The 20,970-nt window shown below is 59.1% G+C and carries 19 protein-coding genes; 11 read left to right on the top strand and 8 right to left on the bottom strand.

The genetic code is table 11. The features are described from left to right. Positions 1 to 2 precede the first annotated feature (2 nt). The 5 genes from GTN70_06135 to GTN70_06115 all read right to left on the bottom strand — a co-directional run bounded on the left by GTN70_06135 (position 3) and on the right by GTN70_06115 (position 4,314). A complete protein-coding gene (locus GTN70_06135) occupies positions 3 to 551 on the bottom strand; it encodes an archaemetzincin family Zn-dependent metalloprotease (GenBank protein ID NIO16563.1) in 549 nt (182 codons plus the stop codon). Further along, a complete protein-coding gene (locus GTN70_06130; protein ID NIO16562.1) occupies positions 548 to 2,146 on the bottom strand; it encodes a HAMP domain-containing protein in 1,599 nt (532 codons plus the stop codon). Before GTN70_06130 ends, GTN70_06135 begins: the two co-directional genes overlap by 4 nt. Before the next feature lie 184 nt (positions 2,147 to 2,330). Then, positions 2,331 to 3,290 carry a 2-dehydropantoate 2-reductase gene (locus GTN70_06125; protein NIO16561.1) on the bottom strand — a complete coding sequence of 320 codons (960 nt, stop codon included), beginning with the start codon at positions 3,288 to 3,290 and terminating at the stop codon, positions 2,331 to 2,333. Beyond that, on the bottom strand, positions 3,287 to 3,460 hold the full coding sequence (locus tag GTN70_06120; protein NIO16560.1) for a hypothetical protein: 174 nt from the start codon (positions 3,458 to 3,460) through the stop codon (positions 3,287 to 3,289). Before GTN70_06120 ends, GTN70_06125 begins: the two co-directional genes overlap by 4 nt. 77 nt (positions 3,461 to 3,537) lie before the next feature. Next, positions 3,538 to 4,314: a DUF4412 domain-containing protein gene (locus GTN70_06115; protein NIO16559.1), complete on the bottom strand. Its 777-nt coding sequence runs from the start codon at positions 4,312 to 4,314 to the stop codon at positions 3,538 to 3,540. Between the two features lie 192 nt (positions 4,315 to 4,506). Here GTN70_06115 and GTN70_06110 point away from each other — a divergent pair, with 192 nt between their 5' ends. Next, the gene (locus tag GTN70_06110) at positions 4,507 to 5,391 is read left to right on the top strand and encodes a methylated-DNA--[protein]-cysteine S-methyltransferase (GenBank protein ID NIO16558.1); all 885 of its coding nucleotides are present in this window, start codon (positions 4,507 to 4,509) and stop codon (positions 5,389 to 5,391) included. A gap of 7 nt (positions 5,392 to 5,398) precedes the next feature. Here the strand turns inward: GTN70_06110 and GTN70_06105 are convergent, their stop codons facing one another. After that, positions 5,399 to 6,268 (bottom strand): hypothetical protein, encoded by an 870-nt coding sequence (locus GTN70_06105; GenBank protein ID NIO16557.1) that lies wholly within the window; start codon positions 6,266 to 6,268, stop codon positions 5,399 to 5,401. Between the two features lie 174 nt (positions 6,269 to 6,442). Between GTN70_06105 and GTN70_06100 the strand changes: the two genes are divergently transcribed. The 10 genes from GTN70_06100 to GTN70_06055 all read left to right on the top strand — a co-directional run bounded on the left by GTN70_06100 (position 6,443) and on the right by GTN70_06055 (position 19,359). Then, positions 6,443 to 7,315: an NAD-binding protein gene (locus GTN70_06100; GenBank protein ID NIO16556.1), complete on the top strand. Its 873-nt coding sequence runs from the start codon at positions 6,443 to 6,445 to the stop codon at positions 7,313 to 7,315. Positions 7,316 to 7,497: 182 nt separating this feature from the next. Further along, positions 7,498 to 8,439, top strand: a complete 942-nt coding sequence (locus GTN70_06095; protein ID NIO16555.1) for an ATP-binding cassette domain-containing protein — start codon at positions 7,498 to 7,500, stop codon at positions 8,437 to 8,439. Next, positions 8,436 to 9,140 (top strand): ABC transporter, encoded by a 705-nt coding sequence (locus GTN70_06090; protein ID NIO16554.1) that lies wholly within the window; start codon positions 8,436 to 8,438, stop codon positions 9,138 to 9,140. The genes GTN70_06095 and GTN70_06090 overlap by 4 nt, the downstream gene beginning before the upstream one ends. Before the next feature lie 10 nt (positions 9,141 to 9,150). Next, complete coding sequence (locus GTN70_06085; protein NIO16553.1) at positions 9,151 to 11,340, top strand: hypothetical protein; 2,190 nt, start codon at positions 9,151 to 9,153, stop codon at positions 11,338 to 11,340. Between the two features lie 14 nt (positions 11,341 to 11,354). Beyond that, a complete protein-coding gene (locus tag GTN70_06080) occupies positions 11,355 to 12,335 on the top strand; it encodes a DUF4340 domain-containing protein (GenBank protein NIO16552.1) in 981 nt (326 codons plus the stop codon). Positions 12,336 to 12,610: 275 nt separating this feature from the next. Then, positions 12,611 to 14,320, top strand: coding sequence for an FAD-dependent oxidoreductase (locus tag GTN70_06075; protein ID NIO16551.1), 1,710 nt, complete (start codon positions 12,611 to 12,613; stop codon positions 14,318 to 14,320). Continuing rightward, the gene (locus tag GTN70_06070) at positions 14,321 to 15,343 is read left to right on the top strand and encodes an FAD-dependent oxidoreductase (protein ID NIO16550.1); all 1,023 of its coding nucleotides are present in this window, start codon (positions 14,321 to 14,323) and stop codon (positions 15,341 to 15,343) included. Then, positions 15,343 to 17,088, top strand: coding sequence for a 2-oxoacid:acceptor oxidoreductase subunit alpha (locus GTN70_06065; protein ID NIO16549.1), 1,746 nt, complete (start codon positions 15,343 to 15,345; stop codon positions 17,086 to 17,088). The genes GTN70_06070 and GTN70_06065 overlap by 1 nt, the downstream gene beginning before the upstream one ends. Beyond that, positions 17,085 to 18,008 (top strand): 2-oxoacid:ferredoxin oxidoreductase subunit beta, encoded by a 924-nt coding sequence (locus tag GTN70_06060; protein ID NIO16548.1) that lies wholly within the window; start codon positions 17,085 to 17,087, stop codon positions 18,006 to 18,008. Before GTN70_06065 ends, GTN70_06060 begins: the two co-directional genes overlap by 4 nt. A 265-nt stretch (positions 18,009 to 18,273) precedes the next feature. Continuing rightward, the gene (locus tag GTN70_06055) at positions 18,274 to 19,359 is read left to right on the top strand and encodes a response regulator (protein NIO16547.1); all 1,086 of its coding nucleotides are present in this window, start codon (positions 18,274 to 18,276) and stop codon (positions 19,357 to 19,359) included. 52 nt (positions 19,360 to 19,411) lie between these two features. Here the strand turns inward: GTN70_06055 and GTN70_06050 are convergent, their stop codons facing one another. Continuing rightward, positions 19,412 to 20,137, bottom strand: a complete 726-nt coding sequence (locus GTN70_06050) for a TSUP family transporter (protein NIO16546.1) — start codon at positions 20,135 to 20,137, stop codon at positions 19,412 to 19,414. 172 nt (positions 20,138 to 20,309) lie between these two features. Further along, positions 20,310 to 20,774, bottom strand: coding sequence for a hypothetical protein (locus GTN70_06045; GenBank protein NIO16545.1), 465 nt, complete (start codon positions 20,772 to 20,774; stop codon positions 20,310 to 20,312). Positions 20,775 to 20,970 lie beyond the last annotated feature (196 nt).

Genomic DNA, 20,970 nt, shown 5'->3' with positions numbered 1-20,970 from the left:
CCTTATCCTCCTTCCTGCATTTTTGAAAACATCGCCAGGTAACAATCCCTGCAGAACGTGCTCCCCTTCCTGTCGACGTCGAAGATCGTGCTCGATAGCTTCATCACGCAGGCATCCTCCGTGCAGTGGTAGAGGCCGAAGGTGTGGCCGAGCTCATGGAAGCTCTCCTTGCGGAGACGGTCGAGAAAGATCTGCCGGTTCGGTTCCATGCCGTAGAATTCCTGGCGGAGCCGGGTCAGGGAGACGATGGCTGCCTGACCGCCAAGCTGGGCCTCGCCAAAAACAAAGGTGAGAATCGGTATGGAAATGTCGCTGTCGATGAGCCCGAGAACTTTCAGGGCATCGGGTGGGATCTCCCGGAGCAGCTCACCCAGGATCTTCGTGGAATTATACTGCTTCCTCTTTTCCTCGAAGCAGTCCGGAGATGCGGTCATCACTTCCATCACCTCCACGGGCAGGTTGAGAAACCTGTTAATATCCTGCCGCAACCAGCCGACAACATCGTCGTCAACAGCCTCTATGGGCCTGATGTAGATAGCCCTGGCTCCTATCGTTTCTCTCCCGCTTCAACCGGGAGCCGGATTCTCACCAGCGTCCCCCTGCCCACCTCGCTCTCCACTTCGATCTTCCCGCCGTGCCGGTTGACGATCCCGTACACGACGGAGAGGCCCAGGCCCGTTCCCCTGGTCTTGGTGGTAAAGAAGGGATCGAATATCTTCGACAGATTTTCCGGTGAGATCCCCACCCCGGTGTCGATGATCTCAACGACCACCTCGTCGCTCTCGGCAAGATAAAATGAGCGTATCGTGAGAAGCCCTTCTTCCTCCATAGCCTGGCAGGAGTTGACCATGGTGTCGACGAAGACCTGCTGGATCTGGGAGGGGTCAACCATGATTTTGGGAAGGTGCTCCAGGCTCTTTTCCAGCCTGATGTTGCTGATGCGTATCTCGTTCGTGATGAGCCTGACCGACTCATCGATGACCCTGTTTATGTTGGTCTCTATTCTCGACGGCTCCTTGGGCCGGGTGAAGTCGAGGAGGTCCCCCACGATGGACCTGGTTCGCTCGATCTCCCTGCTCATAGACGAGAGGTACCCGCCAAATTTCTCGATGTCCTCATCTCCCACGTGCCCCTCGACAATCTTTCTCTGCATGAGCTTCACGTAGGTGAAGATGCCGCTCAGGGGGTTGTTGATTTCGTGGGCGACGGTGGCGGCGATCTTTCCGATGGCGGCTAACTTTTCGGACTGGATGAGCTGAAACTGCGCCTCGTTGAGCTCTTTCGTCCTCTCCTCGACCTTGCTCTCCAGGGTCCTGATCCAGTCGTGGATTTCGTCGTTTGCCCTTTTCAGGTTCTGGGTCATGCGATTGAAGGATTGTGCGATAAACCCCATCTCGTCGTCCGTGGCAATCGGTATCATGTAATCCAGGTCTCCGCCGGCAACCCTCCTTGGCCCCTTGATGATCTCCCGGACGGGCCTGCCGATGAGGCGCATGAATATAATCGCGATGATCGTCGATATGACTATGATGGAAAGCGCACTCGACAAAATGACCCGATTCCGGGTTATGGCAATCTCCTTGTCTATCTCCTCGAGGGACATGGTGATGTCGATGACGCCGAGAACCTTCTGCGACTCGGGGTGGAAGTGGCAGGCAGCGGAGAAACACTCACTCTCGTTGGAGAGGGGGTTCACGATGCCGAGAAGCCGCAAGCCTGCGGGGGAGGTGAAGATTCGGTTCCGATCTGAGGTGGTGAGCTTTTCCAGCGGCTTCTCCTCGGTATGGCAGCCATAGCACGCCTCGGCTTTCTTGTCCACCATCGACCCGAACTCTCTCTTGTCGGTGGAGAAGATGATCTTGCCCTCGCTGCTGTATATTCTCACGCGATCGATCCCTTCCTGGTCGGCTATCGTCCGCATTATGCGGTAGGCATTCTCCTTCCTGTTCTCGAGCATGTCGAATTTGATGGATTTTTCTATGGTCTCGCTCATCTGGGTGGCCGATCGCAGGATGGTATCGTTTAAATGCCGCCCCTGAATGGCGAGGGTCAGGTATCCAAACAGGCCGTTGACGAGGACCGCGGTGATTCCCACAGACATTACACTTTTAAATCCAATACTTTTGTGCCATTTCAAGTCTTTCATGGCGGGACCGCCCTCCCTCGATCCGGCTTTTCCACTATAATTAAATATATATTATATTGGGGAATTTTTCCACAAAATTGGCAGGCTCTTCCACCCGTACTCCCCCCTGACCGACTTTTCACGGAAAATCATTGAACATATAAAGCGGAACTATTTCAGTAGGTTAGGTAGAGAGCCGGGTCGTTCAGCGGGAGGCGGAGCGCGCCTCCAAAAATTTCACCATATCCCACAGCACCAGGTTCACGGGGGTGTCCACGCCCGCATCTCTTCCCAGCGAAACGACGGCCCCGTTCAAAAAATCTATCTCCGTTTTTTTCCCCTCCCGGATGTCCTGGAGCATCGAGGACTCGTGCTCGGCCGTGGGCGGAAGCAGCGTCCCGTAGAAGGCGTCCAGGTAATCGGTGGCAGAGTCCCAGTGGGTTTCGTTGCCCGTGCGCTGCATGACCAGGAAAACCTCCTCCACCACCCTCCCCATGACCTCCCGGGTATGGGGAAACTCGCCGAGCACCCCGTAGGGGACCTCGAATATGGCCCCGAGCGCGTTGAGGGCACAGTTGTAGAGCATCTTTGCCCACAGGTCCCTGCCGACAGAAGGGGCGACGGAACAGGGAATCCCCCCGGCGGACATCGCCTCACAGAAGGCATCCAGGCCGGAAGGCACGTCGGCGAACAGGCTCCCGATGCGGATCGCGTCGGCATGAACGGTCACCACCACGCGGTTCTTTCGGGGCCTGATAAAGCCGGTGATCACGCGGGCATTGAAGACGCGTTCGGCCGGGAAGAAGGCGGTGAACAGCTGGGCGCCTCCCCAGCCGTTCTGGAACAGGACGATGTTGCCGCTGGCTCCCAGCAGGCGGGGGTGGGAGGAGAGGTCCCGCGCCGCTTCCTCTGAATCGTGGGCCTTCGTGCTGACGATGACGAAGTCGTAGGCGCCCCCGGGAAGATCGTCGAGGGAGAGACAGGCGCGGAAGGTTCCCGGCCCCGCATGGTGGGTGCCGAAGATCCCCTCTCTTGTCAGCCCTTCCCCGGAAAGGAGCGAGGCGGTGTGATCACGGGCGATGACGTCCACCTCCTGGCCCGACTTGATGAGGCAGCTCGCCACGCCGAGCCCCACCGCTCCGCCGCCGTAGATCAGGATCTTCACGGCCTCACCACCTCCACGGCAGCCGGGGGAACCCAGGGAAGAAAAATTTTTTCGAGCTGAAAACTCCCCGTCAGAAAATCAGGGAAGAGAATCCCCTGCAAAAACGCCCCGGACAGGTTACCTCTCTTCGAGAAACCTTCCGCGGCACGATAGCGAACCAGGCAGATCACGCTCGCCTCCCTTCCCGTGTCGGGAAATCTGGCACCCTTTCTATTTCAGATGCCGGCAAGCGTCCTCGGCTTTGCCGTCACCTTTCCTGCTGCAGCATCTCCCCGAAGGAGATCTTCCGGTACCCGCCGGGCGGATCGAACTCGGAGTCGGGGATGGCTTCCTTTCTGACCTCCACGACCTCCTCCTGGTCCGACACCGAGCCTTCCCCGTAGGAGCGCATCTTGAGGGGATATCCTTTCGTGAAGAGCTCCCTGAACTGCGGGGTGGCATAGGGAGAGCTCGAGACGTCCAGGCCCGCCTCTCCCAGGGTGCAGCCGGCCATCTTCGACGTCATGTCCGCAAGCTTGCTCAAGCTCCTGAACTCTTTCAGGATCGCTTCGTCGTCGGTGAGCCAGATCTCCTCGAAGAGCGCGCCGTTGACCTCGACCCGGTATTTCGTCGTGGGAAGCCCCGCAATCTCCCCGCCGCTTCCCGTTCCGGTCACCCTCACATCGGGAGGAGCCTGCGGTTTCTTCTGCTTCGCCATCTCCATGAACTGCCGCACCATAGCCCGTTCCTCTTCGCTCATCCCCTCCATGGCTGCCCCGATCGCCCCGGAGGCCTCGCTGCAGAACTCGTCGACCGTCCCGCTGCTGTATGCCTGCCGCTCACGATCGACGATGGTCAGCACCCCGCTGTTCACATCGAAGATCATCGTCTGCGCATCCTCCTCCGAGACCTCCTTGAACTTGCCCCCGGATATGAGGGTCCTGCTTCCGCTCCGGTCAACCAGCATCACGCCGGCCCCGGAGGTGGCGGCCAACAGCAGCACAAGGGCGAGAACCGGCAGGAAAACTCCCCCTACTCTCTTCATCCTTCCTCCCTCCCGCTGATTTGAGATGACAACCCTTCCACGAGGACATTGTAACCCGCGGCTTAAATTCGTCATAGGCTATTTATCGGGAGCGGCCCCCGGGCGGGGCGAGCAGCGGCTGCGAATTTCAGGAACGGCAAGAAGAGCAAGAATCGGGTTGCTTCTTTCCCCTCTATCGCCCACCATTGAACTATGAGCCGGCAATCGATTTCAAAGAGCTCCTTGACCAGGGATTACGAGAGAGTGGAAAAGGCGATACGCTTCATCGAGGGCAAAACCGGGGGCCAGCCCTCCCTCGCCGAGGTGGCAGAGCACGTGGGACTGAGCGAATACCATTTTCAGCGCCTCTTCAGGCGCTTTTCCGGCGTCAGCCCGGAGAGGTTTCTTCAATTTCTGACCGCTGAATATGCACGGGGAATCCTCTTGAGATCTCGAACCGTCCTCGAAGCGGCCATCGATGCGGGCCTGTCGGGGCCCGGACGCCTCCACGACCTCATGGTCAGCGTCCACGCCATGACGCCGGGTGAGGTGAAGAATTTCGGGGGGGGATCGACCATCCGATACGGAGTTTACGACAGCCCCTTCGGAGAATGCCTGATCGCCGCCACAGAGCGCGGGGTTACCAGGCTCACGTTCATTCCACCGGGAGAGTTTGACCGGAAGTTTGCCGATCTCACTCTGCGCTGGCCCGGGGCAACATTCCGGGAGGACCGCAAGGGTACCCGTCCCCTGATAATGAGGATTTTTTCCCGGAACCGGAGGGAGGGCGAATACCCGATAAGCCTCCACCTTGCGGGGACGAACCTCCAGATCCGGGTCTGGGAGGCACTGCTGCACATACCTCCCGGGGCCTTGGTCACGTATGGTGATCTCGCCGAAAGTGCCGGTTTCCCCGGGGCCGCCCGAGCCGTCGGCACGGCCGTGGGCCAGAACCCTGTCGCCTATCTCATCCCGTGCCACCGGGTTATCAGGTCGACCGGGGCCTTCGGCAACTACGGCGGGGGACCGGCGAGAAAGAAGGCGATCCTGGGATGGGAGGCAGCCCGGTTCGGCGGCAGCGAAGACTTTCGTCCCTGATCAGCCCTCACCTCTTCCCGATCCGGTACACGTAATCACCGATCCTGCGGACCCGGGCCATCTCGGCTTCGGTGAGGGGCCCCCCATCGAGGGTGGCGAGGGCATCGTCCACCTCTCCTTCGCTTCTCGGCCCCGTCTGGCAGACGTCCACGTACGGGCTCGTGAGAACGAAGCGGTAGCACTCCGATGAGGTCAGAGGCCGCTCGCCCGGGGGCATCCGCTTCGCCTTGAGCAGGCTCCCCCAGCGGGTTGCCGTAAAGGCCATGATACCGGGCCGGTTTTCCCGGGGCAGGTGGGGGAATACATCCTTCTCCGCTCCCCGGTGGGCGGCGTTGTAGCGGATCATGTAGACGTCGATGGGAAGATCGTCCCTTTGGGCAAGCGCGCCGAAAAGGGCGCGGTTGTGGCCCGACAGGGCGAGATACCGGACAACCCCCCGATCTCTGAGTCTCACCGCCTCGTCGATGACGCGTTCCGACGGGACCCTGCTGTATCCGCCAAGGATGAGGATATCGGCACGCTCGATCAAGAGCGCACGAAGCCCCCTGTTCAGGAAGGTTTCCATGAGGTACCCCAGGTGATCGTAGGACTGGAGCGCTACTACGATCCGGTCCCGCTGATGGCGCACCAGGTTCCGTATGGCATCTCTCATGCTCCGGCGCCTGATGGCTCCCCAATAGAAAAAGTTGACGCCGCCCTCGTGGTAGGCTCTCTCCAGGGCCGCAGCGGGGGCCCCGTATGATGCCCCGATACAGAGCCTGCTCACGGCAAGGCCCGTGCGCCCCAGGGAGACATGGGCCCTGAAACCTGCCATCATTTCCCCATTCTCAAGCGCCACGGCAAAGACCTCTTCCCGGCATTTCACCAATACTATCACGGAACTGCCCGGCTCGAGAAATCGGAAAGATGCACACCGGTGCGACCCCGTGAGATGCCCCGAATGGATCGGCGGCGGGCAGGAGCCGCGGCAAACCGGGCTCCACGGGACGGCTGGATTCCCGGCCCGGAGGGTGATACAACTATCGTGTGTGAAGAAGCGAAGGAGGTGCCTATGAAAGTCGCCTTTATCGGCATGGGAACCATGGGAGCACCCATGGCTTTGAACATCCTCAAGGCGGGATATGATCTCACCGTGCACAACCGGACGAGGGAAAAGGAGGAGCCCCTGGCCAGAGAGGGGGCGTCACGGGCCCTGACGCCCCGTAACGCGGCAGGGGGCTGCGACCTGGTCATCACCTGCGTCAGCGACACCCCCGACGTGGAAGACGTCATCCTCGGAGAGGCAGGGGTAATCCACGGTGCGAAACCGGGGGCCCTCGTGGTGGACATGTCCACGATCAGCCCACGCGCCACCCGGCGCATAGCGGAAAGGCTCGCGGAAAAGGGCGTTCAGATGATCGATGCACCCGTCTCGGGCGGCTCGGAGGGGGCCAGGAAGGGAACCCTGTCCATCATGGTGGGGGGGGAGGCGAAAGACGTGGAACGGGCGGGACCGGTGCTGGCCGTAATGGGAAGCACGATCACCCACACCGGGCCGGTGGGGACCGGTCAGCTCACCAAGGCCATCAACCAGATCATCGTGGCAGGCACCTACTTCAGCGTTGCCGAGGGTATCGCGCTGGGGCTGAAAGCGGGGCTCGACATGGAAAAAGTGGTCCGGGCGGTCTCCGGCGGGGCTGCGAGCTCCTGGGCGCTCGTAAACCGTTCCGGGAACATGATCGACAACACCTACCCCCCGGGATTCAGGCTCAGGCTTCACCGGAAGGACCTGGACATCGCCCTTGAAATCGGACGGGAGCTGGGCGTCGTTATGCCCGTGGCTGCCAGCGTGGCGCAGGCGGAGACGGGGCTGATCGCCCGGGGATACGGCGACGAGGATATCTCGGCCATCGCCCGCAGCATCCGGGAGGCGTCGGGTATCTAGGAGGGAAGGAGCCGCACGTGTCACCGCTTGACAGGGCAATGGGGGGTATACTATATTACCGGGAACGGGAAATTTCCTCCCGAACCTTCACTATCATTGAAAAAAGGGGTCGATAGACGGTCAGACATCAATCACCCATCGAAAATGCAAACCGGCACCGTATTGGAAAGAGAGAGAGATCCATGATCCGTATTGATGGGCTCACCAAGCACTACGGCAGCGTCCGGGCCGTGGACGGGATCAGTTTCGAGATTGCCCGGGGAGAAATCATCGGGCTCCTCGGGCCAAACGGCGCCGGAAAGACGACAACCCTGCGGATTCTCACCTGTTTCCTGCAGCCCACGTCGGGAAGCATCTACGTGAACGATTACAGCATTCACGAGCACCCGCTGGAAATCAAGAAAATGATCGGCTACCTTCCCGAATCGGCCCCCCTCTACCCGGAGATGCTGGTGTACGACTTCCTCGCCTTCGTGGCCGATGTGAGGCGGCTGTCGGGAAAAAGGAAAGAATCCAGGATAGGGGAGGTGGCCGGGCTGTGCGGAATTTCAGAGGTCATGCACAAGCCCGTGCAGGAGCTCTCCAAGGGGTACAAGCAGCGGGTCGGCCTCGCGCAGGCCATGATGGACGAGCCCGAGATACTCGTGCTGGACGAGCCCACCTCGGGGCTCGACCCGAACCAGATCGTCGAGATCCGGGACATCATCAAGGAAATCGGCAGGGAAAAGACCGTGATCCTGTCGACCCACATCCTGAGCGAAGTGGAGGCCACCTGCGACCGGGTCGTCATAATCAACCGGGGCAGGATCGTCGCCGACGGGGCGACGGAGGAGCTGAAAGAGGGAACGGGAAGGGAATACACCGTCAGCGTTTCCCTGAAGAACGCAGACTTTTACGAGGTCAAAAACGCCTTCGAGGGGCTGCCCGGCGTCACGGAAACGACGCTGAACAGCTTCGAAAACGGGATCCTCGACTTTTCCCTCTCCATCAGCGATGAAGGGGACCTGCGTCCCGACATCTACCGCATTATCAGGGAGAGGAACTGGCTCCTTCTGGAATTTCGCAGGGATACACGGGCCCTCGAGACGATTTTCCGGGAGCTGACCCGGGAGGGCCAGCGATGAAAAACGCGGCCCACATATTCGTCAAGGAATTCAAGGGGTACTTCATTTCCCCCATCGCATACATCGTCATCTCCCTGTTCCTCATCCTGTCCGGCTGGTTCTTCTTCTCCACCTTCTTCCTCTTCAATCAGGCGGAGCTCCGGAGCTTCTTCTCCCTGCTTCCAGTGATGTTTTCCTTCGTCATCCCCGCCGTCACCATGCGCCTCTTCTCCGAGGAGTTCAACACGGGCTCCTTCGAGCTGCTCTCCACCATGCCCGTATCTTCCGCGGAGATCATCATCGGGAAGTTCCTTGCCGCTTTTTCCTTCGTCGTCCTCATGCTCATCCCCACCCTCTCCTACGGTATCTTCATCTCCTTCATGGGGGACCTGGACATCGGCCCATGGATCGGCGGCTACGCGGGGGCAATGCTCATTGGCGCGGCATTCTCGGCCATCGGGCTCTTCGCCTCATCGCTCACCCGGAACCAGATCATCGCCTTCATCGTCGGGATGACCATCTGCATCGTTACAACCCTCGTCGACAAGATGCTCTTCTTCCTCCCCGAGGCAGCCCTCAGCGTCTTCCAGTTCCTCGGCGCCGATTTTCACTTCCAGAACATTTCCCGGGGGATCCTGGACTCGAGAGACGTTCTCTACTTTTTGAGCGTCTGCTTCGTCATGCTCTACCTGACCCACCTGGTAATCCAGGAAAAGAAGTGAGGGGCCGGCCATGAGAAGAGCCCTCAACCTTACCAGGTATTACCGGTTCATCATGTACGCCATCGTCGTGGTCCTGGTAAACGTCGCCGGCGCGACCCTCTTTTTCAGGGTCGACCTCACCTCCAGCCGAGTCTACTCGCTGTCCCGGGCGAGCAGGGAAGCCGTTGCAACCCTTTCCGAACCCCTCACGATCAAGGTGTTCTTCACGGGCAACCTCCCCGCGCCGTACAACAACATCGAGCGCTACCTCGGCGACCTGCTGCAGGAGTATGCCGTGGCCGGAAACAGATATTTCAATTACGAGTTCTTCAACGTCTCCAGTGATGGCGACGAAAGGGCCCGGCAAAACCAGGAGGCCGCCCGGAACTACGGCGTTTTCCCCGTCCAGATACAGAAAATAGAGCAGGACGAGATGAAGTTTCAGACGGCCCACATGGGGATGGTTTTCATACACGGCGATATCATCGAAACCATTCCCACGATCACCTCCACGGAGGGGCTCGAGTTCCAGGTAACATCGACAATCAGGAAAATGAACAACAAGATCAGCGCCCTCCTGTCCTTGAAGGAAAATATCTCGGTAAAGCTGTTCCTCTCCTCCTCCCTCGAGGTCGTGGCCCCCTACATGAACCTTGCCGGCCTTTCCGACCTCCCGGGTGAAACAGAGAAGCTCGTTTCCCGGTTGAACGAAAAGAACTACGGCAGGCTCGCATTTTCGCACCTCGATCCGAGCCGGGATGCAGACGGCAGGAGGGAGGCGGAAGGGCACAACATCCTCTCCCTCAGGTGGGAGGAATTCAAAGACAGAAAGGGCAGGACGATACCGGCCGACAGCGGGTACGCGGGAATCATCGTCGGGCATGGCGACAGGAGGGAGGAGATACCCCTCATCAGGGTGGTACGGATCCCCGTCTTCGGAACGCAGTACCTCCTCGCGGAAATGGAGGAGCTCGAAGGGGACATCGAAAACACCATCGAAAACATAATCGACGTCAACGAAAAGACCGGGTACCTCGCCGACCACGGCACCCATCCCCTCGAAACCACCCAGGGTGCTTTCGGCCAGCCGGGGACGGAGCCGCTGTCCCGGTTCGGCAGTCTCCTTTCGGCGGAGTACACGGTCACCCCGGTAAAAATCAAAGAGGAGGGTATCCCCGAGGGCATACGATCCCTCATCATCGCCGGCCCCCGAGAGCCATTCACGGACTATGACCTCTACCAGATCGACCAGTTCCTGATGAAGGGGAGAAACCTCGCTATCTTCCTCGACCCCTTCGAAGAGTCGGCACCACAGGGGGGGATGGCGATGGGAGGCGGACCGGCGGCTTCCAGGCCAATCGAGACGGGGCTGGAAAAGCTCCTGGCCCATTATGGGATAACGGTCAAAAAGTCCTACATCATGGATGAAAACTGCTTCAAGCAGAGCATCTCACGGGCTTTCGGCGGAGGAGAGCGGCCCATCTACTTCGCGCCGATCATCAAAAGCGAGTTCATCAACAATGACGTACCCTTTCTGAAAAACATCAAGGGCCTGATCATGCTGAAGGCATCACCGGTGGAGATAGAAGACGAAAAAATAAAGAAAGCCGGCCTCAAGGCGGAAAAGCTCTTCTCCTCCTCCGAGAGGTCCTGGGAAATGGCAGAAGGGATAAACCAAAACCCCCTGTTCATGCAACCGCCAACACAGGAGGATGCATACCGGCAGATGGCAATCGCCTATACCCTCGAAGGCCCCTTCCCGAGCTATTTTGCCGACAGGCCCGTCCCGGTGAAGGAGGAGGAGACCGAGGGGGAAGGGACGGCCGGGAAGGGTGCTGCCGATAAGGCGAAAGGCGGCGTTACACCCACCCTCCTGACCACGGCCGAAACCATCGAAAAAGGCAAGCCGGGTAAGATCTTTCTCATCGGGACCTCGGAAATCCTGAAGAACAACGTCATGGACGACGAGGGCAGGAGCCCGAACGCGCAATTTATCATGAATGTCATCGATTACGCAAACGACAGGGAGGACAACGCCGTGATGCGCACCAAGGCCCAGCGGTTCAACCCCCTGATGGATGTGGGGCCCGCAACGAGGACCTTCGTCAAGACGGCCAACATCGTGGGGCTTCCCGTGATCGTGGTCATCGCGGGGCTCTTTGTCTGGTTCAGGCGCAAATCGCGAAAACGGATGGTCCAGGAAATGTTCGGCAAAGCGTGACGGGGGCGCGGATCATGAAAGTGAAAAGGGAGTTCCTCATACTGATTGCGGTCATCGCGGCGCTGTCGCTCTATATCTTTCTCCAGAAGAGAGGGAAGACCCACTACGCGATGCCGGCGCTGGAAAAGATAGCCGCACCGGACATAGCGAAAATAACGATACGAAAGGGATCCTCTGAGATAACCCTCGAGCGGGATTACGAGCGGTGGGTGATACTCCCCCAGAAATACCCGGCCGACCCCGGGAAGGTCAAGGACATGATCGACGCGGTAGGCTCCCCCGCGCTGACCGCCCTCGCCTCTGAATCGAAGAACTACGGGATCTACGACCTTGACGACGAGCAGAGGACCTCCGTGGAAATAGCCGGCCCCCGGGGCGCACTGCGAAAGATGGACATCGGGAAGACGGCGCCCTCCCGCCGCCACACCTTCGTTCGGATCGGCGACGACCACCGGGTCTACCACGCGAGTGGAAACCTGAAGGGCACCTTCGACAAAGACGTTTTGGCCCTTCGCGACAAAAGCGTCCTGAAGATTGACGGCGAGGTCGAGGAAATATCCCTTTCCGAGGGAAAAAGGCAGATAACCTTCCTTATGCGGCCGGAACCGGCACCACCCCCTTCCAGCGCGGAGGGAGAAACGAGCAACGAGAAGCAGGGCGAAGGGGAAGGAAAAGAACATTCCCGGTGGATAACCGCTGACGGAAAAAGCGCCGTGGATACAGAAGTGGAGGAGATCATCGACACGGCGAAAAACCTTCGATGCGACGGGTTCGTAGAAGATAAAACGAAAGAAGACCTGAAAAATCCCCTCTTCACCCTCACCCTCAGGGGTGCGGGCGAGTTCGCCCTCTCTCTCTTCGAGAAAAAAGAGGACCGGTACGTGGCAACCTCGTCGGGGAGCGACTTTCCCTTCCTGCTCTCCGAGTTTGCGGTGAAGAGGATCAGAAAAGACCCCGACTCGCTGATCGCGGGAGAGAAGGACAGGGCGAGGTGAACAAAAAAACGGTGAAGCGAAAAGACCGAGCACGTTCGAGGGCGGTCCGAACCGGGAAAAATGAGCGAAATAAATGAGTAAGAAGGGGACCTTCTTGCTAAAATGAAGTGATATGAGTCATGAAAAAGTGGCGATGTCTCATCTGCGGGCACATCCACTTCGGTCACGCCCCTCCCGAACTGTGCCCGGTATGTCGCGTGCCCGCGGATAAATTTGCGCTCGATTCCGAATGAACAGGGTTTCCTGAAAAATACGCAAAACGCAAGGTGAACCAAGTGTCTGAATATCTTTCGAGAGACAGAAAGGACGTGGGATGGCTCACCAAGAACATCCCCTGCAGGACATTTTGCCCGGCGGGTACCGACATACCTGCCTACATCGACGCCATAGCACAGGGCGAGTACGCGATGAGCTACGAGATCAACCGGAGGGACAACATATTTCCGGGGATCCTGGGCAGGGTGTGTACGCGTCCCTGCGAAGCCCCCTGCAGGCACGGGTACGAGGGCCTGGGGGACCCCGTCGCGATCTGCTACCTGAAGAGGGTGGCCTGGGACAGGGGAAGGTTCGACGTCTCGAAGAGCTGGAAGAGGGAGGATCCCACGGGGAAAAAGATCGCCGTCGTCGGATCGGGACCTGCCGGTCTTGCCTGCGCGAACGACATGGCGCTTCTCGGGCACGAGGTAACCATCTACGAGAAAGAAAAGATCCCCGGGGGAATGATGACCCTGGGAATCCCCAAGTTCCGCCTCCCGAAGGAGGTCACCGACTTCGACATACAGTCCGTTTTGAGCCTTGGCGTCGGCCTGAAGACCGGCGTGACCCTGGGCGAGGACATCTTTCTAGCTGACCTCTCCCGGGAGTACGATGCCGTCGTGGCCGCGCTGGGCACGATGGAGACCGTCAGGCTGGGAATCCCCGGCGAGGAGGGGGAGGGGGTTCACCTTGGCCTGGACTTCATGATGAGGGTCAACAAGGGAGACATTGACGGGGTTCCCGAACGGGTGCTCGTGATCGGCGGGGGCTTCACCGCCGTAGACTGCGTGAGAAGCTCGGTCCGCCTCGGGGGAAAGGAAGTGAAGCTCATCTACCGGAGGACCCAGGCGGAAATGTACATAGACAAGCACGAGCTCGAAGAGATGGAGGTCGAGGGAATCGAGGATACCTACCTTGTTTCTCCCGTTGAGGTGATGCGGAACGGGAAGGGGGAGGTGGAGGCCGTAAAGTGCGTGAGGAACGTGCTGGGCGAGGCAGACGCGTCGGGGAGGAGAAGTCCCGTTCCCGTGGAAGGGTCCGAGTTCGTCATCGAAACGGACTACCTCATCGCCGCCATCGGCCAGCGCGCGGAAAAAGCCCCCCTTGAAGGCTTCATGGACAAGAAAAAAGTGAAAGATTTCCGTTTCGGCAGGCAGAACGTCTTTATCTGCGGCGACGTACGGACCGGCGCCTCGAACATAATCGAGGCAACGGCCGAAGGAAAGATGGCGGCAGACAGGATCCACGTGTTTTTGACGGGGAAAAAGCCCCTGAAGGTGGCCGTGTCGATAAAGGACCTCCCGGGCCCCGATACGGGCAGGGAGAGGAGTTACGACTTCATCGAGCTCCAGCACATGCCGACCCTCGAACTCAAGGAAAGGTTCGACATGCGTGCCGAGGTGCAGCAGGGCTTTAACGACGACACTTCCCTCCTCGAAGCCAGGCGATGCTACCTCTGCGACCACGACTACCAGATCCATATCGACCGCTGCATCTACTGCTGCGCCTGCATCGAGGCGATGCCGAGAAAGTGCATTTTTCTCGCAAGCGACGTGAACGTGGACGATGACGGCTCCATGGAAGTCCTCGAGGCCAACGGCTGGGATGAGGTCGCGGCGGTCGTCATCGACAACATCGAGTGCATCCGCTGCGGCAACTGTATACGGGCCTGCCCGGTCGACTGCATCTCCGTGGCAAAGGTCCGTCCACTCACAGAAAGAGGGGACTAAATGCCCGGGAAGAAAAGAAAGTACGTCATTATCGGAGCGGGCGTGGCCGGCGTGGCCGCTGCCCTGGCAATCAGGGAGCAGGACGGGAACGCCTCCGTAACGCTCGTGGACGAGGAGGCCGACTTCCCCTACTACCGCTTCCTGCTCGGCGACGTGATTCTCGGCACGAAGGACGAGTTGGGAATCCTGATCAAGGGCGAAGACTTCTTCGATGAGAAGGGGATACGCCTGCGGAGGGGCCAGAAGGTGCTGAAGCTCTCCGTCGATGGAAAATATGTCTTCCTCTCGAACAACGAGAGGCTCGCATACGACGCGATCCTCATCTCCGTCGGCAGGAGGGAGATCATCCCGGCCCACCTGAAGAAGTACTCCCCCTGGCTCTCACTCTTTTCCAGCCTGGAGGACACGCTGAAGATAAAGAGCCTGATCCCCCGGGCGAAACGTGCCGTGCTCCGGGGAAAGGGGTTCAACGCCCTCGAACTTGCCAGGGTGCTGCTGCGATCGGGCCTCGAGGTGGCGCTGGTCACGCCGGACAGGCGCCTGAACTACCCTTCGCTTCCCGAGGAGGAAAACGAGCAGCTGAGAAGACTTATCACCGATGCGGGCATCATATTAGAGGAGGGCGAGGATATCAACAGGATCGAAAAAGACGGGATGGACACGTACCGGGTAGAGCTTTTATCGGGGGAAACGATGGAGGCCGAGATCGTCTTCGCGTCGGGAGGGTTCGCGCCGAAGGTCGATTTTCTACATGATTCAGGGGTTTACCTGAACCAGGGCGTCATCGTTGACGACTACATGCAGTCGACGTCGGAGTCCGTTTTTGCCGCAGGAGACTGTGCGGAGATCTATCACCCCGCCCTCAAGCGCTACTGGGTGAACCTGGGATATCCCAACGCGCGGACGCAGGGCACCGTGGCGGGCAAGAACATGGCCGGGGAGCTGCTCATCAAGCTCGACATCGATAAAATGAAGCCATACACCATCTTCGGCCGCGAACTCTACGCGAGGTGGTGGGACTGATGAAAAGAAAAGAGATCACCATTCAGGCAACAGGCGGCGCCGGCGACGGTTCCCTGGCAACGGGGGCGCTGATCGCGAGGGCATTCGTCCGTCTCGGCTACTACATCCTCATCCACGACACCTTTCCCGCGGAAATCAGGGGGTTTGGCAAATCGATTTCCGAGGTGAGGATTTCCACCCGGGACGTGGCGGCGAAGTCGGACGCATCGGACGTCCTGATCGGCTTGAACAACCTCTTTGCAATCGAGCAGATACCGGACCTCTCCGAGCGCGGAATAATCATTTTCGACAGCAAACCCGGGATCACGGTCAAGGACATGGAATCGATCCCCAACCACGCGGGAAACCTCATGCGGTGCTACGGCGTGCCCCTCGAGTACGAGGCGCAGAAGGCAACGGGGAAAAAGCTGGGGAAAAACGTGGTGGCCGTGGGATTTCTCTCGAAGCTGCTGGATTTCCCCCCGGCGGAGATGATCGAGATCCTGAAGGAGCTCTTCGCCAGAAAGGGCGAGGAGGTCCTCAATAACAACATCGCCCTCTTCATGAGCGGGTACGAGTACGAGGACATCGAGTACAAAAAAATCGAGCTCGAGCCCCCCCCGCACGCGGGGGAAAAATACACCATCACCTCGGGCAACGACGCCATGTCAACGGGTGCCATCAATGCGGGCCTGGCGTTCTTCGCGGGCTATCCCATAACTCCGGCCTCGAAGATCATGGAGAACCTGGCCCTGAAACTCCCGAAATACGGCGGCGTGCTCCTGCAGACGGAAGACGAGATCGCGGCGATCGGCGCCGTTCTCGGGGCATTCTACACGGGAAAGCGGGCGATGACCGCCACCTCGGGCCCCGGGCTTTCGCTCATGACGGAGATAATCAATCTCGGCGTCATGACGGAAACCCCCATGGTGATCATAAACGCCATGCGGGGAGGGCCCTCGACGGGACTCCCCACCAAGGTCGAGCAGGCCGATCTGAACCTCGCCCTCTACGGAGGCCACGGGGACAGCCCGAGGGTCGTGCTCGCGCCGGCGACGATCGGCGAGTGTTACAGCATCATACAGGATGCCCTCGACGTGGCGGAGAAATACCAGACCCCGGTCATCGTCCTCTCCGACAAGATGCTCGGCATGTCCTACGTCGCCGTGCCCTCAGACACCCTCGAGGAGAAAAGAGCTTCTACGCGTCTGGCCTACGCCGGAAGACCCCAAGATTACATGCGCTACCTGGTCACGCCCGACGGGGTATCTCCCTGGGTCATTCCCGGAGAGGAGGGGATCTCCTATACCGCCACGGGCCTGGGCCACGACGAGATGGGAGCGCCCAATTACGACATCGAGGTCAACCGGGAGCTGGCGGAGAAGCGCTTCAGGAAATTCGACGCCATGCTCGCCGATCTGCCGCCGCCCGAATTTTTCGGGGACGAGGATGCGCCGAATCTCCTCCTTACCTGGGGCTCCACATTCGGATCGGTTCTCGAGGCGGTGGAGAGGCTCACCGAACAGGGCTACCGTCTGCGATTGGCGAAGGTAAAGACCATCTATCCGCAACACGAGGATATCATGGAGGAGGCGCTCTCCCGGGCCGAAAAAATCATCATTCCCGAGCAGAACCAGTTCGGCCAGTTCGCCAGGTTCATCAAGGGGCACTACGGAGTGAGCGCCGAGGAGGTTCACCTTCCCTCGGGCGAGCCGGTCAGGCCCGGCGATGCGGAAAAAATGATCAAAGGCAGGTTGGACTCATGAGCAGGGTAAAGAGAAAGGATGAGATACTCGTAAGCCTGGCAAGGGTACGGAAGAAAAAGCTCGTCGAGAAACATGGCAGGCTGAGGCCCATATTCTGCGGGGGCTGCGGGCACTTCGCCGCACTCCACGCCATCTACCACGCCATGTCCGAGCTGGATATCAAGTCTCACGAGCTGGTGATCGTCTCCGGGATCGGGTGTTCGGGCAGGATGCCGGGGTTCGTGAAGTGCTACGGTCTTCACGGCGTCCACGGCAGGGCCCTCCCCGTTGCCACGGGAGTCAAGCTGGCAAACCCGTCACTTCAGGTGATGGTCGTGGGAGGCGACGGCGACGGCCTCGGCATCGGCGGCGGCCACCTCCCCCACGCGGCGCGATCGAACGTGGACATGACCTACCTGCTCCTGGACAACGCGGTATACGGCTTGACGAAGGGACAGGTGGCTCCCACCACCCCCTACGGGGACAAGACCTCGACGACTCCCTACGGTAATCCGAGCAGGCCCCTTGACCCTGTCGCGCTCTCCCTGGTTCACGGCGCGACCTTCATTTCGCGCGGGTTTTCGGGGTATCCCGACGACCTGAACGACATGGTGGCAAGAGGCATGAAGCACAGAGGGTTCTCCATGATCCACATCTATTCCCCCTGCGTCACCTTCAACAAGAACGAGACCTACGAGCGGTACTACGAAATCAGCGAAAAACTTCCCGACGGGAGGGACCTGACGAACATGAACGAGGCCCTGGGCTTCGCCCTTTCCCGGGAGAAAACCTACCTCGGGATCTTTTACCAGCAGGAAGGGCCCACCCTCGAGGAGAACATGCTTCGCGTCATCGAGAACCAGGGAACGTTTAACGACGGGCGGATCACCGCCTCGCTGAAGGAGAAGAAAGTCACCGGGGCGAAGAAAAAGGCAACCTAGGCGAAACCCCGGCACAAAATAAGCGGGCGCTCTTCCCCTCATCCCCTTCATCAGCCCACGAACTCTCCCCTTCAGCACCACGACCATGTTCTTTGTGAACTTACCAGGAAATTTCCCGGAACCCGATTCTTTATTTTTTCGCTTAATATTTATGCGAAAAAATTCCGATAAGGGTAAGAGAATATGACGGAAGTGTCATACATGAGCGATTGGAACGAAACGTCGATGACACCGTCGACTTTGCGGACAAACGGATGTCGTGCCGATGAACACGGAAAACCGGGGAACCATACTGATCGTCGATGATGAGCCGAACCTTCTGCAGACCATCTCCATACTGCTGAAGAAGAACGGCTACATGCCCTTCGTGGCGATGAGCGCAGGGGAGGCCATCGAGCAGCTGAAGGAGAACAGTTTCGACGCCGTTATGGCCGATATCAGGATGCCCGAAACATCCGGCCTCGAACTTCTCGACAGGATCCGGGGCTTCAACCCCGAAATCCCCGTTATTCTCATGACCGCCTTCGCCGACTTCTACGCGGCCGTTGACGCAATCAAGCTGAAGGCGTTCGATTTCATCCTGAAGCCCCACGAGAACAAACACATCCTCCACTCAGTCGAAAAAGCGGTAAATTATCACAAGCTCATCCTGACTGAAAAAAACTATAAAATTCATCTCGAGGAAACGGTGCGGGATAAGACGGAGAAGCTCAAACAGGCCCTGGGAACGCTGAGAAACACGAGCCGGGAGATGATGCAGCGCCTGGCAACCGTCTCCGAGTACCGGGACACCGACACGGGAGCCCACATCCAGAGGATAGGGTTATACTCGGAGAAGATTGCCGAAAAGATCGATATGCCGGCGGATTTCATACGGACGATCAAGTTTGCCAGCACGCTGCACGATATCGGCAAGGTAGGCATTCCCGACAGCGTGCTCCTGAAACCGGGAAACCTCACCCAGGAAGAGTTCGAAATTATCACCACCCACACCTCTATCGGGGAAAAAATGCTCGCCGGCTCATTTTATCCGGGAATGCAGATGGCGGCGTCGATCGCCCTGACCCACCACGAGAAATGGGACGGGTCGGGGTACCCCCAGCAACTGAAGGGCAATGCAATCCCCCTGGAGGGGAGGATCGTTTTTATCTGCGACCGGTACGACGCCATACGGAGCAAGCGGCCGTACAAGCCCCCCGTCGACCATAAAAGAGCCGTAACGATGATAACCGAGGGGAACGCGAACTCGAAGCCGGAGCACTTCGACCCTTTTCTGCTCGAGACATTCATCAGTGTAGCGGGTGACTTCGAAAGCATATACGAAAAGTACCAGAAAAGGACGATAATCTAGAGAGCACCCGGCGTCCGGCCCTGCCGCCCACCCCGGGCCTCCCGCGGGCCCCTTACGCCATCAGCACGCTCAGGATCATCCTCAGGGCGAGAAGGGTTATGACCGCTTTGAACAGCTTCCTGAAAAACTCCTCCGGTAGCCTTTCCCGCAGTCGCGTTCCGGCGTAAGATCCGAGACTGACGGCTACGACCATCCCCCCCATCAGGACGATATACGGATTGAAGAGAAAACCCAGGAGCCCGAAGGTAACGACCTTCATTGCATGGAGCGCCGTCATCATCACGGCCTGTGTGACGACGATGGTGTCCCTCTTCAGCCCCTCGCGGAGGAGAAAGGGCGGGTTCAGCGGCCCCGTGGCCCCGACAATGAGCGTGAGAAAACCCTGAGCGACCCCCAGGGTGAGAAACTTCCCCGGAAGGGGCCTGTCAAACCAGGTCCGCGGGAGCCAGGTAACGAGCAGTATGAAGCAGGCGAGGGCGAGGAGGATGTAGCGGGAAGGCAGCCGCACCACAAAGCGCGAACCGGCGGCCATCCCCACCAAAGCACCGGCGGCAAAGGGCATGAAAACGTGCCAGGCGATGTCCCGGAAGCCGAAGAGAGCCCGGCTCGCATTGCTTGCCAGCTGGACGACGCCGTGGACGGGCACCAGTGCCGCGGGGGGCAGAAAAAGAGGCATGAAAGAGATGAGAAGGGTCCCCCCACCCATGCCGATGATCGCCGTCAGGGTGGAGGAGAGAAAGGAAACGATGATCAGCGCGAGGATATCCTGGGCGGCCATTGCGCATCTCTCCGCGGCATTCTCACGAAATACCCACTTCTCCACAGGGTATCACAAAGGAAAGAGTGTCAGGGGCAGGGAAAAAGCGGGCGATCATCCCGGGCAGTATCCGCCCGGAACGTCCAGAACCGTTCCGCCACCCCGTTTCACGGGGAAAGAGACCGGGAGCTCATCAGTTCCTGAAGTTTGCGTGGCACGCGACGCAGACCTCGATGACTTTCCCGAAGCTGCGGGTGATCCCCACCGGGTCTCCCTCGTTGACGGTACGTTCGAATTTGGCGCTCACATCGACGAGGGCCCCGATGAAGCCTTCGTAGGTTTCGATGCTTTCTAGTTTATTGTGCGGCTTCGTGCCCTTGAGGCTCACGGCGACTCCTGCTACCGCCCGGGCAGGTTCCCCCAGCTCTGTGAACTTCCCGTGAATGATGGCGTGGAATACTTTTTCCGTATGCTCTTCCAGCTCTTCCATCGCATGATGGAGAAACCCCATTTTGCCGGGGTGCTCCTCCATCTCCCCCTTGTGTTCCATCGCTGCCGGTGCTTCCTTTTCCGCACGGCTACCGCCCATAACGGAATGGAGGAACATGCTCGAGAGGAGCAATCCGATGACCGCTATCGCGCCGACTATTTTTTTCATGGGTACCACCCCCTGGATGTAATCAGACCTCGAACGTTCTTCGGGGAAACCCCTGAGCCGGCCGGCTCAAAAAGGGGCCTCCCGTTCGCCCTGTGAGTTTTTTACAGGTGTTCTTTCTCGATTATACTATTTCACGGGCCAGCTTGTTGAACGAAGGTGCAGGCCGCGGGGCAGAAAATTCACCCCCCGGGTGATA

This window comes from Deltaproteobacteria bacterium, from assembly GCA_011773515.1.
Taxonomy (GTDB): domain Bacteria; phylum Desulfobacterota; class Deferrimicrobia; order J040; family J040; genus WVXK01.
Note: the sequence above shows the minus strand (reverse complement) of the source record. Positions and strands in the feature narration are given on the sequence as shown.